Consider the following 19,099-nt stretch of genomic DNA (forward strand, 5'->3'; position numbering starts at 1 on the left):
TTTTTATATTATCTTATAAACGATGGCGAATTTTAAAATGAACTTAGCCACTTCATAAAATAAAAAAACATCATTGCCCAATTTCATGTATTATTGAAGTTCCTACACAATCAATAAAGGATGAAATGACAATGACGCAAACTGAGAATACCACATTTTTACGCAAAGGCAAACACCTTGATTATGAAGAACGAAATAAAATTGAAGCTTGGAAACAAATCGATCGCCCTTTGTCGAATCGTGCAATCGCAAAATTACTCGGACGTGCCCCTCAAACCATTCATAGCGAAGTAAAAGACGGTACGGTTCGCCAAATCAGGCGCCAAGTCCAAAATGGTAAAACCTACGAATATGAATCGTTTGTTTATTCCACAGATGCTGGTCAAGCCGCTTACGAAAACGCACGAACAAATTCTCGCAAACAACCGAAATGGGTTTCTTCGCCAAAGTTCATGGCGTATGCCGATCATCAAATGAAGACAGAAAAACAAGCGCCTGATGTCGTTGTTGGTCGTGCAAAGAAACTCGGCTTGTTTCCAAATGAGACAATCCCTTGTACCACAACCCTTTACACCTATATTGATCTCGGCTGGCTGGAAACAAAAAATATTGATCTGCATCTCAAGGTTCGACGAAACACCAAGCGATCACAGAGTAGGAAGAATAAAAAAATTCTCGGCGATTTGATCGAAAATCGACCAGATATTGTCGATACTCGTGAACGTTTTGGTGATTGGGAAATTGATACGGTGAACGGACTGCGCGTTGGCAAAGACCAAGCATTGCTTACGGTTCTGTTGCAAAGTTTTAAATCTACTATCAAATAAGGTAGAATAATAGAAAAAGATAGCAGGAGGAATGACGATGAATCATTTTAAAGGAAAGCAATTTCAGCAGGATGTGATTATTGTAGCCGTGGGCTACTATCTTCGTTATAACCTTAGCTATCGTGAAGTTCAAGAAATCTTATATGATCGTGGCATTAACGTTTCTCATACGACGATTTATCGTTGGGTGCAAGAATATGGCAAACTACTCTATCAAATTTGGAAAAAGAAAAATGAAAAATCCTTTTATTCATGGAAAATGGATGAAACGTACATCAAAATTAAAGGAAAATGGCATTATTTGTATCGAGCCATCGATGCAGATGGTTTAACCTTGGATATTTGGTTACGTAAAAAACGGGACACACAAGCAGCCTATGCTTTTCTTAAGCGGTTAGTGAAGCAGTTTGATGAACCGAAGGTTGTAGTCACAGATAAAGCCCCCTCTATTACAAGTGCCTTTAAGAAACTAAAAGAATACGGCTTTTATCAAGGGACAGAACATCTTACCATTAAATACCTGAATAATTTGATTGAACAAGACCATCGTCCAGTAAAGAGACGCAATAAATTCTATCGAAGTTTACGCACTGCCTCTACCACGATTAAAGGCATGGAAGCCATCCGAGGATTATATAAGAAAACCCGAAAAGAAGGCACTCTCTTCAGGTTTTCGGTCTGTACTGAAATCAAGGTATTATTGGGAATCCCAGCTTAAATCATAGATACCGTAAGCGATTTTATTCTTTATTTAAAACTTTGCAACAGAACCCAAAAATGAATACTTTTTTTTTATAATAGTGGAGTTTTTTTATAAATAGATCTTTGTGAAAAGGTTAAAAGTTTGATTTAACGCGATTGGATAAAAAACTGCATATTCTTCACAAGTGAGCAAGCAGAAACCCCTGTCACGATAAGGGTGACAGGGGTACTTGGATTAACCGCGATTATGACACCTAAGAATTTAAGTTACCTGATCATTAATTAACTATTTATTTGAACTTTCATATGTATTCTCTTAACCAATTAGGTAAATTAGAATCATTGATATTCCAACTTTCTACTTCTGTTTCACTTTCTTCCCAATTATTCTCGTTTCCATCAAAAAACTTATGTCTATTACATTTATATTTAACTATCGAATTACCTTCTAATCGATATTCATTCCAATAATAATTTTGTTTCCCATATCCATTCCATTCGTTTGTAGTATAAATAGTTGACATAAAAACACCTCCATTTTTTCAATTGATTATATCACGACTAATCAATTGGGACTAACGCTAATGAACAATAAAATTATTCATTAGCAGATAAATTTTCAATTAGGGAACACCCACAATAACTTCTGACTTTAAATACTGTCTTCTTAATAAATATAGATTTAAAAACCGAGTCTAAAATTTAATAAAGTCTCACTGATTTCATCTTCATTGATCCCGATATACCGTTTCGTAATCTTCTCGCTGCTGTGACCGAAAATTTCCATTAGTATGGACACGTCTTTGGTTTTCTTATAGTAATGGTAGCCAAACGTCTTCCGCAGCGTGTGCGTCCCAATATCGTCTCTTCCTAACAGCTTAGCGACCTTTTGAAACATCTGATAGACCGTATTCACTTCCACATGGCCACCTTTGGTGCTAGGAAACAAATAATCCTCTGGTTCTAGGTCTTTCGTATACTCTTGGATCAAGTCCTGCAAACTACTTAAATACAAAATACGGGTTTTCCCTGTTTTTTTCTCGGCGATTCGGGGATTTTTTGAAGAAATAAGGTCTTGTTTCTTCAATTTTACGATATCTGACATGCGTAATCCGCTATTAATGCCAATCAAAAAGAGAAAAACATCCCGATCTGCGTTTTTGTTTCTTCTTAAACAAAATAAAAAGTCGTTTATTTCTTGCTGAGTCCTTAGCGGTTGGACGTTGTAACTCATTGAAATGGTCTCTCCTCTCACAAAATAGATACATGATTTTGTTCACTATACCACGAAATCATGTATTGTACACCCTTATAAAAAAAGAACCCTATTAGAATAGGATTCCCAATACACGTTTTTATACAATTTCATGTGTTACAACTTAATAGGAATTTAAATTTTATTATTAGATTTTTTAATCATTTAAAGGATGGACTATTGTCTCAGCCTCTTCTAATTTATTCTTAAGATATTTTTACTTTCTCTGCAGGTGCTGATACTTCTTTTTGTTCTTTTCGACCTTTCAACTTATACTTCATTAATCTCATGCCATTGAAAATTACCACCAAGATACTACCTTCATGAACCAACATTCCGATAGACATATTCATCCATTCGCTGAAGAAGACGCTGGTCAACAAGACCAACACTACTCCAATTGAAATCACGATATTTTGTTTCATATTATTTGCGGTGGCTTTTACTAATCCTAATGCGTGAGGCAAGTTGCTGAAGTTCGAGTTCATTAAAACGACATCGGATGTTTCAATCGCTACGTCCGTTCCGCTTCCCATTGCGATTCCAATGTCTGCTAAAGCTAAGGACGGACTATCGTTAACGCCATCTCCAACAAAGGCTACAATTTGACCACGTTGTTGAAGTTTTCCAATATAAGCCGATTTGTCTTCCGGCAACATGTGGCCGTGAGCTTCGGTCAAACCAAGTTCGCCGGCGACCACATCAACGGTTCCTTGGTTATCTCCTGAAAGAACGACTAGATTTTTCACGCCCAAGTCTTTTAATTCCTGCAAATTAGCTTTCACACCCGGACGGACTTGATCGCGAATGCCCATCAGTACTTTTAATTCACCGTCGACCGCTGTCAAAACGAGAGAGTTCCCTTGTTGTTCAAACCGTTTGACATCTTTTTGCACTTTTTTGCTGAGAGTGACATTTTCTTTTTCCATCAAGGCCACATTCCCAACAGCCACTCTATGTCCAGCTACACTTGAAACGATTCCGCCGCCTTTCACGACTTCAGTTCCTTCAACAGGATAAAAGTTTGTTTCTCCAATTTGATTTAAGACCGCTTTTGCTAATGGATGATCTGATTCCCGTTCCACACTGGCCAGATAGCCAAGCGTTTCAGCAGGATCTTTTTCATACAGTTCAGTCGCTGCAACGGTTGGGTTTCCGACAGTTAAAGTACCTGTCTTATCAAATACAATTGTATCCACATTGCTGAAGTCTTGAATGACTTCACTCCCTTTTAAAAGAACACCGTTACGAGCACCATTCCCAATACCGGCAACGTTTGAGACAGGCACTCCGATAACTAATGCGCCTGGGCAACCTAGAACCAAGATGGTGATTGCTAACTCAATATTTTGACTGAACGCCCATACAACAATTGCCAGAACCAAGACAGCTGGTGTGTAGTATTTAGAAAAGCGATCAATGAACCGTTCCGCTTCGGATTTAGAATCTTGTGCTTCTTCCACGAGTTCAATAATTTTTCCAAATGTGGTGTCCTCACCAACTCGGTCAGCTCTGATTTGAATCGTTCCGTTTTCTAAAATGGTTCCTGCAAAAACTTCTGCATCAGCTAGCTTGTTGACTGGAACAGCTTCACCTGTAATGCTAGCTTCATTGATATGCCCTTCACCCGTAAGGACTATGCCATCTACTGGAACTTTCGCACCCGTTTTAACGAGCAAGATATCCCCTTCATCTATATCATCCACTTCTACTTCTTCAAATTCGCCATTATCCATTTGTTTCAAGGCGCTTTCGGGTGCCATTTCAGTCAATTCTTTGATAGCAGATCGCGTTTGGTTCAATGTTCGTTGTTCCAAGTAGTGTCCGAATAAGAATAAGAACGTGACAATAGCCGATTCTTCATAATTTTGAATAAAAAGCGCACCAATCGCTGCAATACTGACTAAGACATCAATACTGATGACTTTGACTTTCATTGCTTGAAACGCTTGAATGGCAATTGGCGTAATCCCAAAGACAGAGGCGATGATCAAAGACCACTCTGAAAGTCCTACGTTTTCTAAAACAAAGTGACTGAAGAAACCGAGTACGATTAACAATCCACTGATGACGGTGATAACATTTTTCTTGCTTAATATATATTGTTGCATGCTTTTTCCCTCCAAATTTAATTTCTCTTTTATTGATAAACACAGTATAAGATAATTGCCTAAGTAATTAATTGACTGACATCAAGTTTTGAAAAAATACGTGTCCCTTCTCACTATTTTTTTGATCTAACAGCCTCAATGACACTTATTCCTCTTTACAGTTATAACGATACCCTCTTTTTATCGAATAAAAATTTACGGCTATCAAGTTTAGAAAGTTCTCTTTTATCGTTTCTAAGCACCTCGAATCGGATTGCAACAAAAAAAGCAATCCTGGAAAAATAGCTTTTCTTCCAGAATTGCCTAGTTCATTTAATCTGTTAAGCGGCCTTGACTTTTGCTTTAAGGACCGGATAGCCTACGTTTTCGATAGCTTTTTGAATCTCTTCAATCGAAGTGACAGCTGAATCAAAATTGGTTTTGACTTTGCTGGAGTTGAATAATACTTTAATGCTGTCTTTATCAATACCGTTAACTGATTTCACGGCACCTTCAATTTTTTGCATACAACTTGGACAAGACAACGTTTCTAATTGCAATATAGCTTTTTCCATAATTCCTATCTCCTTTATGTGTTTTTATTTTATCGGCAGCAGATTAATGAACACTGCCTTTTCCTCTTTACAACTGTAGTATAGCTCACTTTTAGCAAACGAAAATTGACGCATATCAAGTTTTGCACTTCTTTTTATCTTTTTGCTCAATTCACCATCTTAATAGTCTTTTTCTGCCCCTTATTGCCATCAGAATAATAAGAAATTGGTGGATAATCTTGTCTGCGTATAAACCATACTACAATCGCGCCAATAAACAGGGCCAGAGACAAGGCTTGCGAAACGCGGATCCACTCGCCAATCCATAAACTGTCCGTTCGCATACCTTCAATGAAGAACCGACCCACTGAGTACCACAAAACGTAACTCAAAGCGACTTCTCCTTGACGCAAAAGCTGTTTTCGGTTCCGTATAGTGACGATGAGGACAAAGCCAACAAACTCCACAATGACTCGTATAAAAAAGTCGGATGGTAGTAGGTACCATTGATATTCATTTGTTCAATGATAAATTCAGGTAAATAAAGATTTTCCAAGAATTGACGAGTAACCGGTCCACCATGAGCTTCCTGATTCATAAAATTGCCCCAACGACCAATGGACTGGGCTAACAATACATTGGGCGCTAAGATATCAAGAACGAGTGCCAAAGAAGTACCTTTTTTCTTTGCATACCAATATAGCGTACCCCTCCTGCAATCAATCCCCCATAAATCGCAATGCCGCCATTCCAAATCGCAAGGATTTGTCCTGGATTTTGCAGATAATAACCAAGTTCAAATAACACATAATAAAGCCGAGCGCCGAGGAGTCCAATCGGAATTGCCCATAAGCCCATATCGATAATGGTATCCTCTTCCAGTCCTTTTTTCTTTGCTTCCTTGGTGCTCAACTGGAGAGCCGCTAATATGCCCGCTGCAATAATGACTCCATACCAATGAATCACAACAGAACCAATCTCCACCACATGGGGATTCAAAACGCCTAATACGAATCCCATTCTATTTGCTCCATTTCTTCAATTTTTCGCGTCATTCTAGTCATGGTGATGCTGAACAAGATTCCGGCTAAGCTCCATGGAAACCAAACAGTGAATACACTTTTATCTCCCTGGTCACTCGCTTCGTAATACGCCACTTTTCCGTGTCCGATTACGCCGGCTCCTTTTACAACTTCCTCTTCTTTTTCCATAGCTAACCTATCTGCCTCAACAACGTTAGACGTTTTTGCTTCGCCGCCAATCGTGTTCTTGGTGAAAGGGACGACAAAGAATGCACCCGCTGCTGACAACGTGATGGCAACTATCACCCAAAAATAATGCACATTCACCCCTACTTATTTTTACGTTTTGTTCGACAACCCTATCTTAAAGAAAAATAAAACAAAAAAACTTGAGGGTTATCATGTTTGTGCTTTTATTTTTCCAATGAATGAAGGTCGTTCTGTCTTAAAAAAGCCAAAAACGGACAGATGGAAGCAAAAGCACTGAGTTCTGTCCCGTTGTTAATGAAGAGCGACAGAACACCAACGTGTAGAAAAAAGTGTGTCCGATTATTCGCTGTAAAGCAATAAATCATCTAAATCCTGAATCTTGATCCTTTTCCCAGACAGCTGTTGAATCAATCCCTCGTCCTCCAATTCTCCAAATTTGCGCCTGATGGTCTCAGGTGTCGTTCCTAAATAGGAAGCAATGTCCTTTTTTTCCATCGGCAGGGTGATGGTGGGAGAGTTGCCCATTTCAGGTTCCACATTTTCTGCCAAAAACAAAACTAAACGGGTAATGACACTCTCCAAGGCTACTTGTGTCGTTTGACGTTCTGAACTTTCTAACCGTTTAGACATTTCCGCCAATAGTTTTAAAGAAATAACTGGGTATTGTTCCGGAAAATCTTGGACATCTTTTTGCTGAATCATACAGACAACGGTATCTCGGGTTGCTTCGGCATATTCCTCGTGTACTGCATCCGGGTTGAACAAGGTCCATTCTCCGGTGAAATCACCAGGGTTCAAGATCCGCACTAGCTGCTCTTTGCCAGAGTCTGCCAATTGATAAATACGGATTTTCCCACGATTGATAATATATAAAGTATCCTCTTTTTCTTGTGAACGAAACAGAAACTCTCCTTTTTGATACTGTTTCGTGTGGGCTTTTTCAGCAATGTAATTCATCGCGCTATCCTCTAAGTGATTGAATATTGGAACCAAGCGGATACAGGCTGCGTGGTCGCCAATTTCATGATGGGTATGTTTAGTCAATTCATTCTCCCCCTTTATTTATTTTGTTTATATTCGCTGCTTTTATTATATAAGTCTCTTACTACAAAAAAATTGATGCACATCAAGAAAATGGAAAAAGGACTGGAAAGAATTCCAATCCCTAAATCAGCTTCTACTTTTACCTTAATCTTCATCCTCATCAAGAGCGTCATCATCTTCTAATGCTTCTTTACCAATGAACGCTTGCAGCATCCAAATGTTCTTGTCTAAGTCATTTTTAAAAGCAATCAATGTATCTTCTAAAGCATCGTCACCCTCGTCTTGAGCTAAACGAATCGCGCGAATAGTTAGGTCACGAGTGCTTCTGAAGTCCTCGATAATATTTTCAACCATGTCTTCTGCTTTAGCGTATTTATTAACTGCATCTTCCGAAAGCATCGAATATTTTTCAAATTCAACCGTTGTCGAAGCAGGTTTATGCCCAGAAGTAATTAGACGCTCCGCAAGTTTGTCGAACCATTTTTCATTTTCGTTATACAACTCTTCAAATTTTTCATGCAACGTAAAGAAATTGGCTCCTTTTACATACCAGTGATATTGGTGCAGTTTCACATGTAATGTATGCATGTTGCCTAAAAGATGATCCGCAATGGCCGCTGCATTAATTTTCGTATGATGAACATGTTCCTTGTGTTCTTGTTCTTCTTGCAATCTTTCTTGGGGTGTTCTTTCTTGAGTAGCTTTATTTTCAGTCATGATTTATTCCTCCTATAAATTTGGTTTGTTTAAAATAGCTTTCTTTGACTCCTCCTTTTTCTTTACTGAATTTAGTATAGGATAGATTTCCGTTAAAAAAATTGACGCTCATCAAGAAAAGTATTTCTTAATAGACGCCAGGCTTCTCTATTAAATTCAACTGAAATAATCAAAGGAATGAAGTCGTTCCCTCCAAACAAAAATTTCATTAAAGTAGGGCCTAAAAAAAGAATAGCAACTATACTTTGTCAAGAGACCTGACTGCTATTTTTTTGCTTGTTATTCTTCAATTACCAAATGTCTTGCCTTGCAGTATATTTAATGCTCTTTCTCACTAGTGTTGCATGCAACACTAGTGAGAAAGAGTATTAATAAGATTAACCTAGAAGAATAACTTTACTTTATTTATGTCATACCATAAATAAAAATTGAAAAGAATTTTTTATTTATTTTTAGTAGATCGATTAATAGGAGTTTTAGCTTGGGAGCGTCAATAATTTTGTGTAAATGGTTCTTTCCTACTGTAGATTGTTTCTAATTCTCCATCGGTTGACTCAGCATTTGTTCGAGCTCGCCTTCGGCCTGTTGGAAACCTTTATGACTGCGACCTAGGAATTTTTGGTTGTGAGTATCAAAAGACGAGACTAAGAAACGTTCCATCGACTCTTCATTTTGGAACTGTTCCTTGCGGTGGCTGTATTTCTTGATTTGCTTATTAAAGGATTCAATCAAGTTCGTAGAGTAAATGGTCTTGCGTATGGCTAATGGGAAATCATTTCAGCACTCGTTAAAAGGTGCTGACTTTCAACTGCCTGGCACAATAATTTTCCTTTTTCAGTTACAACAAGTTTATTCTTAATCACTTGGATATATTCTTTTTGTTTTAACGCTTCAATAATACTTGCTCTTGTTGCTTCTGTTCCAATCCCCTCAACTTCTTGTAAAATTTTTATTGCTTCTTCATTATCAACCGTTTTATTCGCCGTTTTCATAGCGGTTAAAAGTGTACCCTCTGTAAAAGCTTTTGGCGGTTGCGTTTCTTTTTCAACACTCTTAACATCAACTTCGGCACGTTCGCCAATGATAACGAGTGGTAACGTTTGAACGTCCTCTTTTTCTTCTTTGGTTTGTTGTTTGAAAAGAATTTTCCAACCTTCTTGTTTTGGTGTCTTTCCGATCGATTGAAACAGCAAATCAGCTACTTTCGTTTGTATCTTGGTTTCTTCATACAAGTAATCAGGTAAAAACATGGCAACGGTCGTTTTAACGTCTAAAGCATAAATTTTTCGTTGTAAATCGTCCATTTTAGCTAATGCAGATTCTGTAGGTACTTGTTTCATTGGGATAATGGCGTGGTGTTCCTGTACCTTACTACCGTCCACATAACGCTTTCTAGGCTCTGTTTGAACCATTTCAAGATCAAGTCCTAAAAAACCGCTATATTTGCCAAAATTCGCCTTTAAATAAGCAAATTCGTTCTCTGTAATAAATGGTGTATCTGTTCTTGGATAACTCAATAATTTTGCTTCATACAGTCTTTGCATAGCTTTTAAAGTTTGGCTCGCTGTCGCTTTATAAAGCTGATTGACTTTTGATTGCAAACTACTTAAAGAAAACAAACTCGGACTATTCGTTTTCTTCTCTTTGGTTTGAACATCAGCAATTATCCCCTCTTGATTGCCTATTTTAGCTTGTTTAGAAGAAACAAAAGCTAAAAGAAAAGCTCCTCTTGGGTTTTAAAACGCTGTGTGGGGCTTAGAACGCCCTTAAATGACCCTTGGTTTACTTTTATACTAGCTTCCACCTCGAAAAAAGGTTCTTTTTTAAAATTCTCTATGGCTTCCTGGCGCTGAAAAATAAGGTATAAGGTGGGCGTTTGAACACGTCCTAGGGAAAATGTACCTTGTACGCCCTTCTGTTGTAAATTTAACGTATACAAAGGGCTTGCGTTCATGCCGATCAACCAATCGGCAATTTGGCGTGTTTACACGGTAAAAAGTAGCCAACTTCAATACGTTTTTCCAATACTTCTTTTGCTTGTTTTGGATTACATACTTCTAATACCTCAAAATTTGTAGGGAAATCTAACCCTTTAGATTTAATTTTTTCTTTAAAATTAACTTGATACAATACACCAAATTCTCTTTCTTTGAGTTTCTCAATGAGTGCTTCTGTTGCCGCTTGGAATGATTTAGTTGTTTTAACTTCATACATAAAGTTCACTTATATTCCTCTATTTTTCATTTCATGTATATTTTGTGGAATCGACTTTTTTAGAATCTGCTTTGAATATTTTATCTATTAAAGCTTCTTTGATAATAGTGTCCATGATTTGGAATTCTTATTGGATAGAAATTTCTTTCTAGAACATGATTTCGTCGAAAGTTCTCATTGGTTGAGGATAGGCATGTTCAAAACAATCAGTCCGATATCCTTTTAATCCAGTTGCTGCACTATATAAAAAATTTCATCATAGTTTCGCCCTAGTCGTTCCAAAGATTCGATGACAAAAATATCCTTCTTCCTTAAAAAATGAAGTTCTTTTTGCAATTATTCTCGTGAGGTCTTCTTTTAACTACATAAAATTGTAACCACTGGTTTTAAGAGTAGTGTATCATCCCAAATCATATAATTAATTGACCGCGATTGTTATAAAACTCACGGTAAGCCATATAACTAGCAATAAACGAAGAAATCGCAGTAACTGAAATCAACATAAACATCACAACAATTTGGTAACGAATCGCTTGAACAGGATCAATTCCCGCAAAAACCAACCCTGACATCATACCTGGTAGGCTGACAAGTCCAACCGTTTTTGTTTGGTCAATTGAAGGAGCCATGCCCATTTTGACGCTTTCTCTTACAATACTCATGGACGCTTGTTTTTTATTGGCTCCCAATGCCAATTTTTCCAATACCTGTTGGCGTTGGTCCGTAAATTTTGAATTCAAAGACCGATAGGTCACTCCAATCGCAGTCATGGCGTTGCTGGCAATCATGCCTGTAATTGGAACGATTTGGGAAGGGGACCAGTCAATGACTCCTGAAAAAACAAGAATGAGTAAGGACAAGGCTGTTCCTACTCCAATAGCCGTCGTTGAAATTTTAAAAGAGCGGTTGATCCCCTCACTGCGTGTATGGGCGTTATAAGAAGCGTTGAACACAATGAACAAAACCATCGCTAAAGTGAGAAAGTTGTTATCCACTCGTAATACGTAGCTCAATACATATCCAATAAGGAATAATTGAACGACAGCGCGAATTCCCGCAATAAAAATGTCGTTTCCTAATCCCAATTTCTCTTTGTAATCAATCAACAAGGCAACTATCAAGAGGACAGAGGATAAAAGCAAAGAAAGATTACTGATTTCCAAATTGTTTGTCATTTCGATTCCTCCATTTTTCCACCTTTGATAGTAATCAGACGAGAAGCTTGGTCGATTTCTTCCTGGTTGTGAGTGACGGCCAACACCGTAGTTTGTTGGTCTTTCATCATGTCTCGGACTAAATCAAGGACAATCGCTCTGTTTTCTTGGTCCAATGAACTGGTAACTTCATCCAGGAGCAACACTTTCGGTTGATACATCAAATTTCGCACCAATGCAACCCGTTGTTTTTCCCCTCCTGATAGTTCCTTGACCTCTTTCGATAAGTAAGTTTCAGGTATTTGAACTCGTTCTAACAATTTTTTTGCACGTTCCCGATCAAATCCTTCTTCTCTTATGCGGGCAGGAAAAGACAAGTTCTCTTGAACTGTCTCATCGAATAGAGAAGCGTTTTGAAAGAAATAAGAGACTTCTTTTCTATACTCCACAGGATCGATTTTTTGCAGATCCGTACCTCGATAATAAATTTTTCCGGAAGTTGGGGAAAGCAGCGTACCAATTAATTTCAAAAGGGTACTTTTTCCACTTCCAGAAGGACCAGAAAAAACAATCACTTCCCCTTTGTTTACTGTAAAAGAGATATCTTGAAGGATTTGGTTTCCGTTTGCCTGAAAACCAACCTTCTCTAATTGAAACAATGAATCACTCATACCACTTCTCTCCTTTATAAAAAAGCCCTGCACCAGTGGACCATCCATACGGGTGCAGGGCTTTTGTTTCATCCTAGTGTACCTCAGTGTTCGTTTGGATCGTTTTTGGCGTCTTCATGAGTAGGGTGAACCGTTCCTTCAAGGTGATCTGGACCAGCATAAATGGTATACAGTCTGAGCGGCTTATCACCGGTGTTTTCGATGTTGTGCCACATGTCCGCCGGAACAAATACGGCGTCATCATCCATCACTTTTTGTTGAACATGTAAGTTATCTTTAGAAGGCCCCATTTTACACACGCCTTCTCCTTCTTCAATACGGATAAATTGGTCAATGCCTTCGTGCACTTCCAAACCGATGTCATCGCCCGGTTGAATGGACATTACGGTGACTTGCAGTTTACTGCCTGTCCAAATGGTCGTCCGGTAATTATCATTTCCTGTGGTGGCGTCTTCAATATTAATGATATACGGCTTCTTCCCATGATCCTTGTAGTCTATTTCCATCTTCCATTCCTCCTAGTCTTTGTACAGAAACAATGATACCTACTTCTTATTTATAATAATTCTAATTAATTTATAATAATTCTAATTAATGGTACCACATCTAAAATTCTATGCAAAAAATTGGCTTTTTGGAGAGCGATTCTAAACAAAGACCATATAACGCGCAATTACAATTGGTACCCCTTAATCCTCAGCACATAAAGGAAAAAATATGGAATCAAAAAATAACCGATATGTACTCTGGTTATGACTTGAATCAGGGAGAATTTCAGAGACGACACATCATACTTTTTTAGTTTGCACTTGTAAACTAACTAGCGTACATTAAGTTTATGCTCACTATCAAGCGTTGTCAATCCTTTAGACTCTTATCAATTTCGAAAGAAAGTAGCAAGGTTATTGATTGTGACTGTAAAAGTGGGGTGTTCCTATAAGCACATTAAACTATCTTCTCTAGTTTATCATGCTATTTAAATTCTGTTTTTTCATGAGAATTTTTGTCCAAAACTTGTTATAATGATTTTAAAAAATACTTACATACACAATCCCCAAAAGACACTAATGTCATTTCAGTCAAAAAAGATACCGCAGAAAATTTCCACCTGAGATTCAATACGATATTACTCTCTTGACAGCCAGCTTAATTCCTTAGTTGAATAGATTATTAAAGTGCACAAAAAAACAATGCGGCGTTTGTTATATTTTCTGGTATAAGCGACGGTGCTATAAACTTTTTTGCAGATTAAAAATCATATGAATTTAACTCCAGTAATAAGAGATTAAGTGCCAATGCATAAATGGAGGCATGTCCAGCACTATGCGAATGCTAAAACATCAATAGTACAGGAAATCATGAAAAGAGCGAATAGTAATAATGCTTAAGGAGAGTGTCATGTTTTCTTGGTTTGTTATAGGAGGTTATATCAATGAAAAATACAGTAGATAATTTGTCGAAAAGTAAAGTTATTTTAATGTGCGGCCCTGCGGGAGCAGGTAAATCAACACTAGCAAAAAAATTTGAAAGTACCGGGATGACAATACTATCTTATGATGAAGAATCATTCAAACGAGGTTTGAATGAACATCCTTTACCTCAGGAGGTTTTAGAAGATATTAAAACCTATCTTGATGAAAAACTAATTTCACTTATCATGCAAAACATTGATATTGTTCTCGATTATTCATTTTGGTCTAGAGAAATGAATATATTTCATTATTAAAGAAATACGACATAGAACCCAAAATCTATTATATAAAGACACCTAAGGAAGTTGTTATGGAACGTATTCGAAAAAGAAACGGAAATCATCAAAATGATATCATATTGACGGAGCAAACAGCTTCCACTTATTATGATCATTTTCAACCCCCAACTGATGAAGAAGGTGAAGTTATAGTAGTCGAGGGATATTAATATTGTGGTTTTAGGCATGGAAATTGTACTAGATGATAAGTTTTGTCAAATTTTTTGAAAGATATACTTCCAACAAGGGGATACCAGCTTCAGGTGATATCATTATTGTCATCTCAGAGCAGGGGGTAATATTGATTCAGCCGGAAGAATAAGTGGCGATGCAATGAAGACGATGAATGCATTATTGAAATTACAGGAAAAAAACTTACTGAAATACGTTATGTTTATTCTTTTGACAACTCTACTCAATCATGATTATGCAATTAGACACGTTATTTTTTATCATGAATGGATATGTTTCCGAGAACGAACATACTCAAATGACATTCATTCTGTCCTCTCAAGCCACATCGAGTTGGTGGGATTGATAACAAGGGTGGATAAGTAGAGGCTGGAAATGGCTTGATATAGCGGTATTTTGAGGATTTTGGAGAGTTGAGATTATTTCTTCTTCCATTTCTAAATCCAATGTTACTTGTTCTGATCCTGGTTCTGTTGGCTCATTTGGGATTAAATCCACTACTAGCGTTGAGTTAGTTAACTTTGCAATTTGTTCTAGTGTTTTTATGGTTGGATCTGATTTTCCTGATTCTATTCGTGAATAATTTGATCTACTCATTTCTAATTCTTGGGAGAATTTTTCTTTTGATTTGGTACCTCTCATCTTTTTTAAGTTTTCTCTAAATGCTAGTTCCAAGTTTCTCCCCCCTGTTTATGTAAATATTTTGCACGTTTTCCATTTAATTATATCGTTACACCTTGTAAATCACAAATCACTTGTGATTAGTGATTTTAGCTTTTATCTTAATTTATCAACTGTTTAGAATATTAAGTATGCTATACTAATTAACGGCAACTTGCCCCGTAAGGGGGTGCTATTCATGGAACAAATTATCTCGTTAGTTATCGCACCACTTTTAGTGGGTCTAATAATCACATTAGTTGATCATTGGTTAGATGATTAGACGATAGCAAGCAAGTTGCTGTCTAACTCACACGCTTGTATTCGCAACAAGTGCAAAGAAAAGCCCGACCTACTCGCAATAGGTTGGGCTTTTGTGCTATTCATTAGAACTTATCTCGTTTCGCATATTCATTATAGCATGATTTTAAAATGAAGCCAAGTTGCTGATTCTATTTGTTGTTATTGGTGTTGCCTAGAACGATTCTAAGCACATGTTTAATTTTAAAGTGGGCAATTTTATCTTTAAAATGTCCTACAATGATTCAATAAAAGCATGGCTGCTAGTGAAACTTGCGACCATGCTTTTAAATTTAGGTTCTATGATAAATAGTGTTGGTAACCAATACTATTTATCATAGAACCATTTAACTTAACTTGATGCAAATAATAATTTATCTAAATCAAATATCTCAATATGTTTTTGAGTATGCTGTTTAATTAAACCTCTCTCTTCCAATGATGAGAACTTGCGACTTATTGTTTCTGGGGTTGTACCCAAGTAGGAGGCTAGATCTTTTTTCGACATTGGTAAAGTCACATAAGTATGGTTTTCTTCATCTTCAACGTATTCTGATAGAAAATCAATAATACGAGACTCTACTTGCTCCAAACCAACCTGCATCGTTTGCTTTTCTGATATCTGTAACCGTTTCGTAACATCTGATAGTATTCTTCTCATAATTTCTGGGTAAGCGCCTAAATAGTCATCCATATCCTTTTTATGAATTCTACATATGCTTACTTCTGATATTGCTTCAGCATAATTAGAATGGTAACTTTCAGTTTGAAAAATAGCCACTTCTCCCATAAAATCACCAGGATTTAATATGCGTACAGTTTGTTCACGACCAGATTCATTTAAGTTATAAACACGTACACGCCCATTATTTATAATATAAAGTGTGTCATCTTTATCACCATTTCCAAATAACAACGCATTCTTTGCATAATGTACTTCTTGCGCTGATTGCGCAATTAAACTCATTTGTTCTTCATTTAGGTGATTAAAAATCGGAACTAAACGTATACAATCTATATGACTATGGTGGTGATGGTGTGCCATACAGCTTTCCTCCTAATTAATCGTTATCTATATAGTCATCATCTTCTAACGCATCCTTGTTAACGAAGGCTTGAAGTTGCCAAATATTTATATCTAAGTAATCTTTATAACTAATTAGTAAATCTTCTAATGCATCATCTGCTTCTTCTTGTGCTAAACGCATTGCACGAACGGTAAATTCACGATTAGTCCTAAAATCTCCTACTAACTGTATGACCATTTCTTCAGCGGAATAATATTTTTCAGACGGATCTTCAGAAATTATTGTAAATTCCTGAAATTCAGTAGTTGTTGAAGCTGGCTTAAATCCTGAAGCTAGTAAACGTTCTGCAATCTTATCAAACCATGTCTCATTCTCATTATATAAATTCTCAAAAACACTATGCAATGAATAGAAATTTGTGCCTTTTACATACCAATGATATTGATGTAATTTTACATGTAAGGTATGGATATTAGCAAGTATATGATCTGTGACAGCTGCAGCATTAATCTTGGTATGATGAATGTGTTCTTTATATGCTTTTTCAGCAGCTAATTTTTCTTGTCTTTCATTTGCTGTTGTCATTTTATACACCTTCCTTTACTTTTGAACTAATAACTGAATATCCTAGGTTTTCAATAGATTTTTCAATTGCACTCAAATTGACTTGTTCTTCATCAAAATCCACTTTTACCTTACTTGCATTGAACAGTACTTTTACAGAATCTTTTTCTACACCAGCTGTCTGTTTTAAACCATTTTCAATTTTTTGTAAACATGATGGACAAGTTAATGTTTCTAATTTTAATGTTGCTTTAGTCATATCTATCACTCCTTTAAATAAATTATACAGGACATTTCTTTTAAGATAATTGACGTAGATCAATTATCTTAATTCATATCTTCTTAATCTCATCGCATTTAAAATAACTACTAAAATACTTGCCTCATGAACTAACATGCCAATCGACATAGACATCCATTCACTAAATACTAAACTAACCAATAAAATTATCACCACACCAACAGCAATTAGAATATTTTGTCGCATATTCGCATATGTCCCTTTAGCTAAACCTAAAGCATGGGGGAGACGATTAAAATTGGAATTCATTAGAACAATATCTGAACTTTCAATAGCCACATCTGTCCCATTTCCCATAGCAATCCCTACTTCTGCAGTAGCTAGAGAAGGACTATCGTTCACACCATCACCAATAAAAGCAATAATTTCACCAGTAGACTGTCTTTCTTTTAGAAACGCTTGCTTGTCCTCAGGTAACATATCGCCATGAGCCTCGGTTAATCCTAGCTCCTTTTTAACTAAATTAACTGTGCCTTGATTATCCCCTGATAATACAATGAGATTTTTAACACCAAGTGATTTTAATTTTTGTAGGTCTTGTTTAACACCTGCTCGAACTTGGTCACGGATTCCCATTAAAATAATTAACTTACGATCAACTGCCGTTAATACAATTGAACTACCGGCTCTTTCTAATTTATCTAATTCTTTAAGAACATCATCAGATAGTGGTATATTTTCTTGTTCCATTAAGGTTTTATTCCCTACTGCAACAAGGTGTCCGTCAACGTGAGCAATTACACCCCCACCTTTTATAACCTGCGTATTATCTACAGGTCTTAGTTTATATTGCGCTAATTTATTTGTAATAGCGACAGCTAAGGGATGATCAGATTCCCTTTCAACCGAGTATAATAGAGATAAATCCTCCTCTTGATTATTTCCATAGTAAACGAATTCGCTAACTTCAGGCTTTCCTTCAGTTAAGGTACCTGTTTTATCAAATAGGACTGTATCTACATTTGCAAAATGACTAATCACTTCAGAACCTTTAAACAAAATTCCATTCTTTGCACCATTTCCTATACCCGCGACATTTGAAACAGGTACACCAATGACCAAGGCCCCTGGGCAACCAAGTACTAATACAGTAACCGCAAGTGCTGTATCTTTAGTTAGTAGCCAAACTAATAGCCCAATGATAAGGACCACAGGTGTATACCAACGAGAGAACTGGTCAATAAATCGTTCAGCTTCCGATTTAGAATCTTGTGCTTCTTCTACTAATTCAATAATTCGACCAAATGTAGAATCCTCCCCAATTCTATCAGCGATTATTTGAATAGTCCCATTATCCATAGTGGTACCGGCAAATACTTTGTCACCCTTCTCTTTCTTTAGAGGTAAAGATTCGCCGGTGATATTAGCCTCATTTACATATCCTTTTCCAGTAGTTACCCTACCATCTACTGGAATCTTGGCCCCAGTTTTTACTAAGAGAATATCCCCTTCCTTTACTTTATCAATATCTACTTCTTCAAATTGTCCCTCGTTCAATTGCTTAAAAGCAGTCTCTGGAGCCATTTCCGTCAACTCTTTAATAGCAGACCGTGTTTGCTTAAGTGTACGCTGTTCTAAATATGACCCGAATAAAAATAAAAAAGTAACAATAGCTGACTCTTCGTAATTTTGAATAAAGAAAGCACCAATAACGGCTATCGTTACTAAAACATCAATACTCACTACTTTTACTTTTATAGCCTGATAAGCCTGTATTGCAATTGGTATAACACCCAATATGGAAGCAATTATAAAAGCACTATTAAAGATAACCGTATTGGTAAAGATGAAATGTGCAATAAAACCTATAATAATGAATAGACCACTAATAACTGTAATATGAT

The 19,099-nt window shown here is 36.8% G+C and carries 20 protein-coding genes and 4 pseudogenes; 5 read left to right on the top strand and 19 right to left on the bottom strand.

The window, feature by feature from the left end:
- Nucleotides 1-131: 131 nt before the first annotated feature.
- A pseudogene (locus A5886_RS14755) lies at nt 132-794 on the top strand (IS30 family transposase); the annotation flags it as partial.
- A 70-nt stretch (nt 795-864) separates the two neighbouring features.
- Nucleotides 865-1,545, top strand: a complete 681-nt coding sequence (locus tag A5886_RS14760; protein ID WP_179190056.1) for an IS6-like element IS1216 family transposase — start codon at nt 865-867, stop codon at nt 1,543-1,545.
- Nucleotides 1,546-1,831: 286 nt separating this feature from the next.
- On the opposite strand, the gene A5886_RS14765 is transcribed toward A5886_RS14760, so the two are convergent.
- The 14 genes and pseudogenes from A5886_RS14765 to A5886_RS14840 form a co-directional block, all read right to left on the bottom strand.
- Nucleotides 1,832-2,053, bottom strand: a complete 222-nt coding sequence (locus A5886_RS14765; RefSeq protein ID WP_022797248.1) for a hypothetical protein — start codon at nt 2,051-2,053, stop codon at nt 1,832-1,834.
- Nucleotides 2,054-2,211: 158 nt separating this feature from the next.
- Nucleotides 2,212-2,763, bottom strand: a complete 552-nt coding sequence (locus A5886_RS14770; RefSeq protein WP_086275823.1) for a tyrosine-type recombinase/integrase — start codon at nt 2,761-2,763, stop codon at nt 2,212-2,214.
- A 227-nt stretch (nt 2,764-2,990) separates the two neighbouring features.
- Nucleotides 2,991-4,895 carry a heavy metal translocating P-type ATPase gene (locus tag A5886_RS14775; protein ID WP_086275824.1) on the bottom strand — a complete coding sequence of 635 codons (1,905 nt, stop codon included), beginning with the start codon at nt 4,893-4,895 and terminating at the stop codon, nt 2,991-2,993.
- A 320-nt stretch (nt 4,896-5,215) separates the two neighbouring features.
- Complete coding sequence (locus tag A5886_RS14785; protein WP_003103602.1) at nt 5,216-5,449, bottom strand: heavy-metal-associated domain-containing protein; 234 nt, start codon at nt 5,447-5,449, stop codon at nt 5,216-5,218.
- Between the two features lie 146 nt (nt 5,450-5,595).
- Nucleotides 5,596-6,448 (bottom strand): annotated as a pseudogene (gene lgt / locus A5886_RS14790) (prolipoprotein diacylglyceryl transferase).
- Nucleotides 6,433-6,771, bottom strand: a complete 339-nt coding sequence (locus tag A5886_RS14795) for a hypothetical protein (protein WP_086275825.1) — start codon at nt 6,769-6,771, stop codon at nt 6,433-6,435. The pseudogene lgt and the gene A5886_RS14795 overlap by 16 nt, the downstream one beginning before the upstream one ends.
- Nucleotides 6,772-6,999: 228 nt before the next feature.
- Entirely contained in the window at nt 7,000-7,704 is a 705-nt protein-coding gene (locus A5886_RS14800) for a Crp/Fnr family transcriptional regulator (RefSeq protein WP_086275826.1), read from the bottom strand.
- 144 nt (nt 7,705-7,848) lie between these two features.
- The gene (locus A5886_RS14805) at nt 7,849-8,421 is read right to left on the bottom strand and encodes a Dps family protein (RefSeq protein ID WP_002292150.1); all 573 of its coding nucleotides are present in this window, start codon (nt 8,419-8,421) and stop codon (nt 7,849-7,851) included.
- A gap of 534 nt (nt 8,422-8,955) precedes the next feature.
- Nucleotides 8,956-9,195, bottom strand: a pseudogene (locus A5886_RS14810) (transposase); the annotation flags it as partial.
- Nucleotides 9,195-10,375: pseudogene (locus A5886_RS14815) on the bottom strand (DNA topoisomerase); the annotation flags it as partial. The pseudogenes A5886_RS14810 and A5886_RS14815, both read right to left, overlap by 1 nt.
- Before the next feature lie 5 nt (nt 10,376-10,380).
- Nucleotides 10,381-10,635: a DUF302 domain-containing protein gene (locus A5886_RS14820; protein WP_231455875.1), complete on the bottom strand. Its 255-nt coding sequence runs from the start codon at nt 10,633-10,635 to the stop codon at nt 10,381-10,383.
- A 410-nt stretch (nt 10,636-11,045) separates the two neighbouring features.
- Entirely contained in the window at nt 11,046-11,810 is a 765-nt protein-coding gene (locus tag A5886_RS14830) for an ABC transporter permease (protein ID WP_086275827.1), read from the bottom strand.
- A complete protein-coding gene (locus tag A5886_RS14835; protein ID WP_002307505.1) occupies nt 11,807-12,460 on the bottom strand; it encodes an ABC transporter ATP-binding protein in 654 nt (217 codons plus the stop codon). Before A5886_RS14835 ends, A5886_RS14830 begins: the two co-directional genes overlap by 4 nt.
- Nucleotides 12,461-12,543: 83 nt before the next feature.
- Nucleotides 12,544-12,966, bottom strand: a complete 423-nt coding sequence (locus A5886_RS14840) for a cupin domain-containing protein (protein ID WP_002307506.1) — start codon at nt 12,964-12,966, stop codon at nt 12,544-12,546.
- Between the two features lie 926 nt (nt 12,967-13,892).
- On the opposite strand from A5886_RS14840, the gene A5886_RS16125 reads away from it, so the two are divergent.
- Both A5886_RS16125 and A5886_RS16130 read left to right on the top strand, forming a co-directional pair.
- On the top strand, nt 13,893-14,186 hold the full coding sequence (locus tag A5886_RS16125) for an AAA family ATPase (protein WP_256926239.1): 294 nt from the start codon (nt 13,893-13,895) through the stop codon (nt 14,184-14,186).
- Between the two features lie 56 nt (nt 14,187-14,242).
- Nucleotides 14,243-14,380, top strand: a complete 138-nt coding sequence (locus A5886_RS16130) for a hypothetical protein (protein WP_237580196.1) — start codon at nt 14,243-14,245, stop codon at nt 14,378-14,380.
- 340 nt (nt 14,381-14,720) lie between these two features.
- On the opposite strand, the gene A5886_RS14855 is transcribed toward A5886_RS16130, so the two are convergent.
- Nucleotides 14,721-15,077: a helix-turn-helix transcriptional regulator gene (locus A5886_RS14855; protein WP_086275828.1), complete on the bottom strand. Its 357-nt coding sequence runs from the start codon at nt 15,075-15,077 to the stop codon at nt 14,721-14,723.
- Between the two features lie 184 nt (nt 15,078-15,261).
- Between A5886_RS14855 and A5886_RS15690 the strand changes: the two genes are divergently transcribed.
- Nucleotides 15,262-15,345 carry a type I toxin-antitoxin system Fst family toxin gene (locus A5886_RS15690; protein WP_071869432.1) on the top strand — a complete coding sequence of 28 codons (84 nt, stop codon included), beginning with the start codon at nt 15,262-15,264 and terminating at the stop codon, nt 15,343-15,345.
- A 369-nt stretch (nt 15,346-15,714) separates the two neighbouring features.
- Here A5886_RS15690 and A5886_RS14860 read toward each other — a convergent pair whose 3' ends face one another.
- The 4 genes from A5886_RS14860 to A5886_RS14875 all read right to left on the bottom strand — a co-directional run bounded on the left by A5886_RS14860 (nt 15,715) and on the right by A5886_RS14875 (nt 19,094).
- A complete protein-coding gene (locus A5886_RS14860) occupies nt 15,715-16,407 on the bottom strand; it encodes a Crp/Fnr family transcriptional regulator (protein ID WP_086275829.1) in 693 nt (230 codons plus the stop codon).
- Between the two features lie 16 nt (nt 16,408-16,423).
- Nucleotides 16,424-16,975: a Dps family protein gene (locus A5886_RS14865; RefSeq protein WP_054117210.1), complete on the bottom strand. Its 552-nt coding sequence runs from the start codon at nt 16,973-16,975 to the stop codon at nt 16,424-16,426.
- Nucleotide 16,976: 1 nt separating this feature from the next.
- Nucleotides 16,977-17,213, bottom strand: coding sequence for a heavy-metal-associated domain-containing protein (locus tag A5886_RS14870; RefSeq protein ID WP_054117211.1), 237 nt, complete (start codon nt 17,211-17,213; stop codon nt 16,977-16,979).
- A gap of 63 nt (nt 17,214-17,276) precedes the next feature.
- Nucleotides 17,277-19,094 (bottom strand): heavy metal translocating P-type ATPase, encoded by a 1,818-nt coding sequence (locus tag A5886_RS14875; RefSeq protein ID WP_086276083.1) that lies wholly within the window; start codon nt 19,092-19,094, stop codon nt 17,277-17,279.
- Between the last annotated feature and the right edge of the window lie 5 nt (nt 19,095-19,099).

It is taken from the genome of Candidatus Enterococcus testudinis (assembly GCF_002140915.1).
In the GTDB taxonomy this organism is placed as follows: domain Bacteria; phylum Bacillota; class Bacilli; order Lactobacillales; family Enterococcaceae; genus Enterococcus_D; species Enterococcus_D testudinis.